Raw genomic sequence first — 8,153 nt, forward strand, 5'->3', positions numbered from 1 at the left:
TAGTAATTTAGGCAGTCTACATTAACTTGAAATTTAATGTAAGCTGCCTATAATATACAAATTGTATATGTTAAATTCTAATTTATAAAAAATATTAGTTAAGTTAAATGAAATGTTTTTTATAGAAAAAGTACAGCTACAAAAATTCTATTCTGTAAGATTTTTGTGGTTTTAGCTATTTTATTCTTTAGAATTTTGATTCTTAAAAATAAAAGAATATTAATTGAAAAATTCAATAATACCAAGTATGATTAGTAAAATGCCTGAAATTAATGGCCCGTATTTTCCCAGGAAAGTACCTAATACATTGTTTCCTATAGCTTCACCGAGCTTAATTGTAAGAATACTTAATATAAATGTAAATGCGACAGTAAATTGAATACTAACTCCTGTTATACTTGCAGCTACTCCAGTACCTAAGTTATTAAAGGTTAACGCAAATGCTACAAGTATGGCTTCTTTTATATCTATATCACCAGAATTATCTAAATCTGATTTTTCAGCATACTCAATCATATCGTCGATATCTTTTAATGCGAGTTCTTTTGAATTTTTATTATATTTAAGTTTTATTAGACTTTCGGTTACAAAATATCCACCCAATATAATAATAGTTCCAGCACCAAGACTATTAGATATATATGAAGGTAAAAATTTTGATACATATACCCCAATGGACATAGATAAAAATGTACCTGTGGATGTTATAATTGCAATTGTGAGATTTGCAATTAATCCTATCTTTATTTTCTTTAATCCGTAGGCAGTACCAACAACTACATTATCTAGATTTGAGGATAGACTGAATAATAATGACGATAATAATAATATCATATATGCGCTTTTCCTTCTTGTAATTTATATTCTAATATATGTATATGGATATAAATATATATTGTGATTAAGAAGTTATAAAGCATTAAGTAATGAATAAAATAATCTTTTAGTTCAGCATAACATAGACATATATAACTATAATTGTTAATATAAGAATAATTAAAAAAGTGGTTTTTGCAAAAATTGTAAAAGCTGCTTTTTTATTTGAGTAGTAAAAAATTTTAACTCAGTTTATAAATAGTTTAACTTTGATTTCTTTCTATTTTACCTTTCTGATCTATACTGTGCTTATGAGAGAGAAATGAGGAGTGAAGAAAATGAAAATAGGACTTTTTACTGACACATATTATCCACAAATCAATGGAGTAGCAACTTCTGTATTAATGCTTAAAAAAAATCTTGAAGCTAGGGGACACCAGGTGTATGTGTTTACTACAACAGATCCTAAGGCGGACGGTAAAGAAAAAAATGTATACAGGGTGCCAAGTATTCCTTTTGTTAGTGCAAGGCGTGTTGGACTGTTCTATAATCCACGATTAGCAAGATTTATAAAAGAGTTAAATCTTAACGTTATTCATACACATACAGAATTTTCACTTGGCATTTTTGGCAGGGCTATGGCCAAGGAATTAAATATTCCTTTTTTGCACACATATCATACCATATATGAAGATTACACGCATTATATAGGAAAACTTGGAGTATTTGATCCAATTGCAAAAATGGCAGTAAGAAAAATAAGTATAAATTTCTGCAATTCTGCAGATAAAGTAATTGTTCCTACTGATAAGGTGAAGGATTTACTTTGGTCTTATAATGTAAAACAAGATATTTCTATTATTCCAACAGGTATAGAACTTAATAGGTTTTCAAAATATAATTACAGTTCTAACATAGTACAAAATTTACGGGCAAAATTAGGAATTGGAGAAGGAGATAAGGTTATGCTATATATTGGCAGAATATCAAAAGAAAAAAATATCGAAGAAATTCTAATTGCTATAAAATCTTATTTAAAAGAAAAAGAAGATGTTAAATTTGTACTCATTGGTGACGGACCAGAGAGAAGTATTTTGGAAAATAAGGCAAAAGAATTAGGAATAGGTAACCAGGCAATTTTTGCAGGAGAAAGACCTTGGAATAAAATTGGCATGTATTATCAAATAGGCGATGTTTTTGTAAGCAGTTCTCAAAGTGAAACACAAGGGCTTACTTATATTGAAGCTTTAGCATCTGGATTACCTGTAGTGGCAAAAGCAGATAAATGTTTGGATGGTGTATTGGAAGACAATATTAATGGCTATTCATTTAATAATCAAGAGGACTTTGTAAATTTTTTAGATTATATCCTTTATAATCCATTAAGAAAAGAAAGATTATCATTTGGGGCTATAAAATCAACGAGAAGATTTTCTGTTCAACATTTTGCTTATACAATAGAAAAATTATATGAAAAGATGCTTTTGAAGCAGGAAAGCAATCAAAAGATTTCAGTATAGAAGTTTTTATACTTTAGGAAAAATCTAAAATTAACTATAAGATAGGAGAGCTTAATCATGAAAGTAAGAACTCATGTTAAATTAGCAGAACTTGCATTTAATAATAATATAAAGACCATTCCACAAGGATTTTCAAAGTTCATGTTTAATTTTGGGCTTGTGATGGTTGACCAAAGCTGGCATGTTAAAACACATCCACATTATGTGCAGAAATCTCTCGGCTATGTTCTTGAAAAAATAGAAAAGCTTGTTTCAGTTAAAAAGTTTAATGCTTATTACTCAATGCAGCTTGGAATAGTTGTACATTATCTATGTGATTTTTGCTGCAATGCTCACATATCTGGATCAGTGGGGAATATACCATATCATTTAAAGTATGAGCGCGATTTGCAAAAATATTTATTAGAAAATTATGATGTTTTAGGAGATGATTTTAGAAGCTGCTTAAACAATAAAAGATCTATAGGAAATAATCTGGCTTCAATTAAAACAGTAATTGAAAAAGTGTTAAATAGCTACACCAAAGGTGATGCATCGTATCTATTAGATATTAAACATTGTGTGGAAATCACATTTATGGTTTGTTCTAAAGTTTTTAACTATAATTTAAGCATATCTAAAGATATTAAATATACTGTGAAACAATTTCAAACATAATTTTAAAATAATATAAAAGTTAAATATTTGATTGGAATAGAGATTTACTTATGACATAATGAAGAAAGTGAGGTGAATAATTTGAAAATTAAAAAACGTTTATTTATTTCAAATCTTCTAATGCTCGCTATACCTGCAATTTTGGGTCTCATAATGATAGGTGGGACAATGTTTGCTGTTATGGAGATAATGGGAATTCACGATGAAAATGAGAAATTTTTTTATGATTCTATAGATAAGACAAATATGATTGTACATAATTGGTCTCAGAGCACTAATTTTGAGCAAATAAAGATAGATTTAAATAGAATTAATGAAAAAAATAGAGATAAAAACATTACATTATATATTTATGATGGTAATGAATTGATATATCCTTCATCTACTATTACAAGTACTCCTATTTTGGACACTGCTTTATCACAGGATGGCAGCCATACATATTTTATGGATAATATAGCTGTTTATAAAGCAAGTGCAGGTGAATACAATTTGATTTTAGAAGATACTAATTTTACTCGCCATAATAAAGAAGAGGATAGGGCATATGATAAAATAGTCTTTAACTTAGGAATAATAATGCTTTTACTTATTATTGCTATAATATTATTAACCAATAGATTTTTAACACGTTTTGTATTTAAGCGTATTATTACGCCGTTAGATACTTTGGTATATGGAGTACACCAAATTCGTGATGGAAATTTGGATTACCACATTGATTATACTGAAAAAGATGAATTTGAGGGTATATGCTCTGATTTTAATGAAATGGCTCAGCGTCTTTTAGATTCTGTAAATGCGAGACAAAAAGATGAAGCGAATCGTAAAGAGTTGATTGCTGGAATTTCTCATGATTTACGAACTCCTTTAACTTCAATAAAAGCCTATGTAGAAGGGCTAGAAACAGGAGTGGCATCTACTCCGGAGATTCAAAAACGTTATTTGGAAACCATAAAGAATAAGACTGCTGATTTGGAACACATTGTAAGTCAATTGTTTTTATTTTCTAAACTAGATATTGGAGAATTTCCTTTATACTTAGAGGAAGTAGATATAGGAAAGGAATTGTCTAATATGATAGTTAATCTTTCTGAGGAATATGAGAAGAAGGGCCTCATTATTACATTGATACAAAATATTGAGGATATATATATTCAAGCAGATATTGTGCAGTTACGTAATGCTGTAATAAATGTCTTAGAAAATAGTGTGAAATATAAAGACAAAGAACAAGGTAAAATGAGAATTAGCTGTGAGAGCAAAGATAATTATGTGACTATTAAACTAGAAGATAATGGACCGGGCGTTTCAGGGGAAGCGCTTGAAAAGTTATTTGATATTTTTTATAGAACTGACCTATCTCGAAGTAATCCAAGTATGGGAAGCGGGTTGGGGCTTTCTATAACAGCAAAAATTTTAGAACAATTAGGTGGATCAATAAAAGCAGAGAATGCAAAAGAAGGCGGACTTGCTATTATAATGAGGCTGCCTAAATGTGAAGGAGGCAGAATAATTGATAAATGTTCTAAACCCCAGAGGAATACAGGAAACAGAACAGTTAATAATTATTCTGAGCCTCAGAAGAGCACAGGAGGGAATAGCATTGAAAAAGATTCTGATTATTGAAGATGATAAATCAATTGCAGAAATTGAAAGAGATTTTTTGGAGATAAGTGGATTTGAAACTTTAATTATAGGAGATGGAATAGAAGGCTTGAAACATGCATCCTCTGGTGAATATGATTTGATTCTGTTAGACTTGATGCTGCCTAATATAGATGGATATGAAATTTGCAAGAAAATACGAAATACAATTGATGTTCCTATAATCATGGTAACTGCAAGAATAGAAGATGTAGATAAAATAAGAGGTTTGGGTCTAGGGGCCGATGATTATATAGCAAAGCCTTTTTCTCCTACAGAACTTGTTGCAAGGGTAAAAGCGAACATAGCGCAATATGAACGATTGATATCTAATTACGCAGTTAAAACTGAAGAAATGCAGGTTGGCAATGTAAGAATTAATCCTAAAGCGCATCGTGTGTATGTAGCTGAAAAAGAAATTGAATTTAAAAATAAAGAGTATGAGTTGTTCGTATTTCTTGTAACAAATCCAGATGTTATTTTTAGTAAAGAAGTATTATATGAAAGAATTTGGGGAATGGATGCATATGGTGATATTAAAACCGTTGCAGTTCATATTAATCGATTAAGAGAAAAGATTGAAAAAGATCCATCTAACCCTATACATATTCAAACTGTATGGGGGGCAGGATATAGATTCAAAGTTTAAAAGAATGATACAAGACACTTTTGCATTAATGCAAAAGTGTTTTTTTATTAACAGTTTAACTTTTGTTTAACTTTTGAGGGTTATGAGTTTAACATTGAATGATATTCTAGATATGCTCAAGAAAAAAGGGCTAGGCATATGAAAAGAAATAATGAATTTGGAGTGTAATGCGATCAGACATGTAAGGGGTATGTTTAATAAGCGGTAATGGCGTATATTGGCATCATAGGAGATGAATATACGGATAAAGGATGAGGAACACATTCGGACTTATTATTTTCTTGAATATGCCATAAGTTGAATGGAGGTATTAATTATGATAAGCAAAAAATTAAAAACCATTGTAGGTTCAGCAGTAGCAGGGGGAGTACTTTTAGCCTTAAGTGCAACAGCATTTGCATCATCAAGCTCTGGATATGAAAGTTATAAAACTGCAGTAAAATCAATTGTTACTACTGAAAATGCAACAATCGATGCACAGTATGAAGTAAAAGATAATGGAACAGTAATCTTTTCGGGAGATACTATTCAGAAGCTTGATAATGAAAATAGGTCATCAAAAACTAGTACTACAATTGATGGAACAAGTAAAACATATGAAAGTAGCAATGCAAATGGAACTTTCATTATAGATAATGATGGAAATTATTATCAAATGAATAAAGCAGGAAAAGATGAAAAAGAAAAGCTATCAGAATCTAGTAGCAGTGTAAAGCTTGCAGAACTAGTTACAGATACCCTAGTTGGTGATGTTAAAAATCAATTTATTCAAGATGGAGATAAGATAAATGTAAATCTTGAAGGTGAGCAAATTCCTGAACTTGCAAAACTTGCAGTTTCAGCAGCAGTTGAAAATAGTAATCGTGAAAAAGCTCACAATAATAGTGACAAAATAGGTCGTGATGGGGATCTAAAAGCAGTAATGGATAAGGTATCAGGCCTTAGCAATATTGATGTTAAATCTATTTCTATGACTGCGACTGTTGATGGAGATACATTAAAAGATAATAATGTTACAGGTGTAATAACAGGTACAGATACAAACGGCACTTCTCATGAATTAACATTAACTTTAGATGCAAAGATTTCAGATGTAGGAAATACTAAAGCTGATACAATTGATGTAACTGGTAAACAAGTTACTACTATTGCCGGAAAAGAACAACACAGTAACCAATAGTAGAGAGAAAATCAAAAAGGGTGGACTTATGTCACCCTTTTAATTAGGAGGAAATAAAGATGGCACTTAGAATTAATAATCTCACCAAAATATATAAGAACGGACGTGGCATTAAAGAGGTTTCTTTTCAAATTAATGAGGGTGACATATATGGTTTATTGGGCCCAAATGGTTCTGGTAAAACGACTACTATGAAAATCATAACAGGATTAATAACATCTTATCAAGGAGATGTGCAAATATTTGGAAGAACTATTGAAAAAGATGGTGAAAAATCACTTGAGAACCTTGGGTGTTTAATTGAAGCTCCAGCTGTTTATACTTATTTAAGTGCAAGAAAAAATCTTGAAATTGCAGCGGAGTATTATAAGAATATAAAGGCGTCACAGATTGAACATATATTGAAACAAACAGGACTTATGCAGTATCAAAATGATAAGGTTAAAGAATTCTCATTAGGAATGAAACAGAGATTAGGTTTAGCTCTGGCTTTGCTATCAAATCCCAAACTTGTTATTTTAGATGAACCTGCTAATGGCTTGGACATTGAAGGAATGGTTGCTATTCGAGAAATTATTGTAAATCAGGCAAAATCAAACGGTACTACTTTTTTAATTTCCAGTCATCTTGCTCATGAATTAGAAGTGATATGTAATAAAGTTGCAATTATGAGAGAAGGACAATTATTAAAAACCGCTACAATGGAAGAAGTAATAAAGGAAAGCGGAACTCTTGAAAAATATTTCCTAAAAATTATCTACAGTGAAAGGAGTGATACATATGGAAATGATTAAAGCAGGTATTAAAAATGAAATAACTAAATTATTTAATCTAAAAAAATACAAAGTGCTGCTTATACTAATAGGTATCTTGAGTTTTTTTAGTAATATTTTAGGAGCAATTACACAAGGCAGCATTATAATGTCATTTATTAATTCTCCATTTATAATTCTAACAATACTAACGCAATTTATATTGCCGCTAATAATTGCAATGGCAGCAGCAGATTTATTTACTGCAGAACAGGAGAATGGATCTATAAAAGCAATAATCATGCGGCCTATAAGCAGAATTGAAATTTTTATGTCTAAAGTGTTTGGAATTATTTTATATATTATTTTATCATTATTTATCTGTTTAATAATAAGTTTGATTTCAAGTATTGCATTTAATGGAATAGAATCAGTAAATATAATAGAAACACTTATAGCATATGTAGTATCAATTATACCAATGATTCCAATAGTTTTTTTTGCAGTTGCAATTTCGCAAATGTGCAAGAATAGTTCTAGCACTGTGATGATGTTTGTATTAGGTTATATAATTATTATTGCAGCATCTATTATTATTCCAAGAATTAATCCCATGGTATTCACTTCATACACAGGTTGGTATAAATTATTTATAGGTGCAGCAATGCCGGCAGGAAAGATTTTGAATGTGTTGACTTTGCTTACTGCATATACACTAATTTTGTTTGCTATAAGTTGCTGGGCTTTTGAAAAAAGGGAGTATTAGGCTTACAATATAGTTTTTCTTGATGACAATTAAGTACTTAAAATTACCATAAATAAAATTATAAGATAAGAAAATAATAAGAAATAAAGGTTTTCAAGGTTAATAATTAAAGACAAATTGCAATAACAAATTGAACTAATTTCTATTTATGACTTAAACATTTGTA

General features: G+C 30.0%; 8 protein-coding genes. 7 read left to right on the forward strand and 1 reads right to left on the reverse strand.

Annotated elements, in window-relative coordinates:
* Positions 1-219 precede the first annotated feature (219 nt).
* Entirely contained in the window at positions 220-834 is a 615-nt protein-coding gene (locus CLOBL_RS20245; protein ID WP_077860679.1) for a manganese efflux pump, read from the reverse strand.
* 320 nt (positions 835-1,154) lie between these two features.
* Between CLOBL_RS20245 and CLOBL_RS20250 the strand changes: the two genes are divergently transcribed.
* From CLOBL_RS20250 to CLOBL_RS20280, 7 genes are all read left to right on the forward strand, one after another.
* Positions 1,155-2,336: a glycosyltransferase family 4 protein gene (locus tag CLOBL_RS20250; protein WP_077860680.1), complete on the forward strand. Its 1,182-nt coding sequence runs from the start codon at positions 1,155-1,157 to the stop codon at positions 2,334-2,336.
* A gap of 57 nt (positions 2,337-2,393) precedes the next feature.
* Positions 2,394-2,993: a zinc dependent phospholipase C family protein gene (locus tag CLOBL_RS20255; protein WP_077860681.1), complete on the forward strand. Its 600-nt coding sequence runs from the start codon at positions 2,394-2,396 to the stop codon at positions 2,991-2,993.
* A gap of 81 nt (positions 2,994-3,074) precedes the next feature.
* Positions 3,075-4,622 carry a HAMP domain-containing sensor histidine kinase gene (locus CLOBL_RS20260; protein WP_077860682.1) on the forward strand — a complete coding sequence of 516 codons (1,548 nt, stop codon included), beginning with the start codon at positions 3,075-3,077 and terminating at the stop codon, positions 4,620-4,622.
* Positions 4,600-5,289, forward strand: a complete 690-nt coding sequence (locus tag CLOBL_RS20265) for a response regulator transcription factor (protein ID WP_077860683.1) — start codon at positions 4,600-4,602, stop codon at positions 5,287-5,289. Before CLOBL_RS20260 ends, CLOBL_RS20265 begins: the two co-directional genes overlap by 23 nt.
* Positions 5,290-5,605: 316 nt before the next feature.
* Positions 5,606-6,469 (forward strand): hypothetical protein, encoded by an 864-nt coding sequence (locus CLOBL_RS20270; protein ID WP_077860684.1) that lies wholly within the window; start codon positions 5,606-5,608, stop codon positions 6,467-6,469.
* 53 nt (positions 6,470-6,522) lie between these two features.
* A complete protein-coding gene (locus CLOBL_RS20275) occupies positions 6,523-7,263 on the forward strand; it encodes an ABC transporter ATP-binding protein (RefSeq protein ID WP_077860685.1) in 741 nt (246 codons plus the stop codon).
* Positions 7,250-7,987 (forward strand): ABC transporter permease, encoded by a 738-nt coding sequence (locus CLOBL_RS20280; RefSeq protein WP_077860686.1) that lies wholly within the window; start codon positions 7,250-7,252, stop codon positions 7,985-7,987. Before CLOBL_RS20275 ends, CLOBL_RS20280 begins: the two co-directional genes overlap by 14 nt.
* The last annotated feature ends 166 nt before the right edge of the window (positions 7,988-8,153 follow it).

It is taken from the genome of Clostridium sp. BL-8, assembly GCF_002006495.1.
Taxonomy (GTDB): domain Bacteria; phylum Bacillota; class Clostridia; order Clostridiales; family Clostridiaceae; genus Clostridium.